Consider the following 275-nt stretch of genomic DNA (forward strand, 5'->3'; position numbering starts at 1 on the left):
GTTGATTACTGGAATGATTGTTTTAATGGTTTACACATTTTGAAACCTGAGTGGACTACTTTAGAAAAAATTAATGAGCAAGCTATGGTTTATACTTTGTTGCATGAAGAAAGTATGTGGGGAAAGCTAAGTAAGAATACTAAGACTAAATTTAAAAAAATGATTAGAGAAATATCTCCAATTGATTTAACGGAATTAATGAAATCGACTTTAAAAGCGAACGAAAAACAATTGCAAAAACAGATTGATTTTTGGCAACGTGAATTTAGGTTTTG

General features: G+C 29.5%; 1 protein-coding gene. It reads left to right on the plus strand.

Annotated features, from left to right (window positions below; all coding sequences use genetic code 11):
* Positions 1-275 (plus strand): hypothetical protein (locus tag UUA_RS19775; RefSeq protein ID WP_425476929.1); only part of this gene is annotated, 275 nt, incomplete at both ends.

The sequence above is a fragment of the Rhodanobacter thiooxydans LCS2 genome, from assembly GCF_000264375.1.
Taxonomy (GTDB): domain Bacteria; phylum Pseudomonadota; class Gammaproteobacteria; order Xanthomonadales; family Rhodanobacteraceae; genus Rhodanobacter; species Rhodanobacter thiooxydans.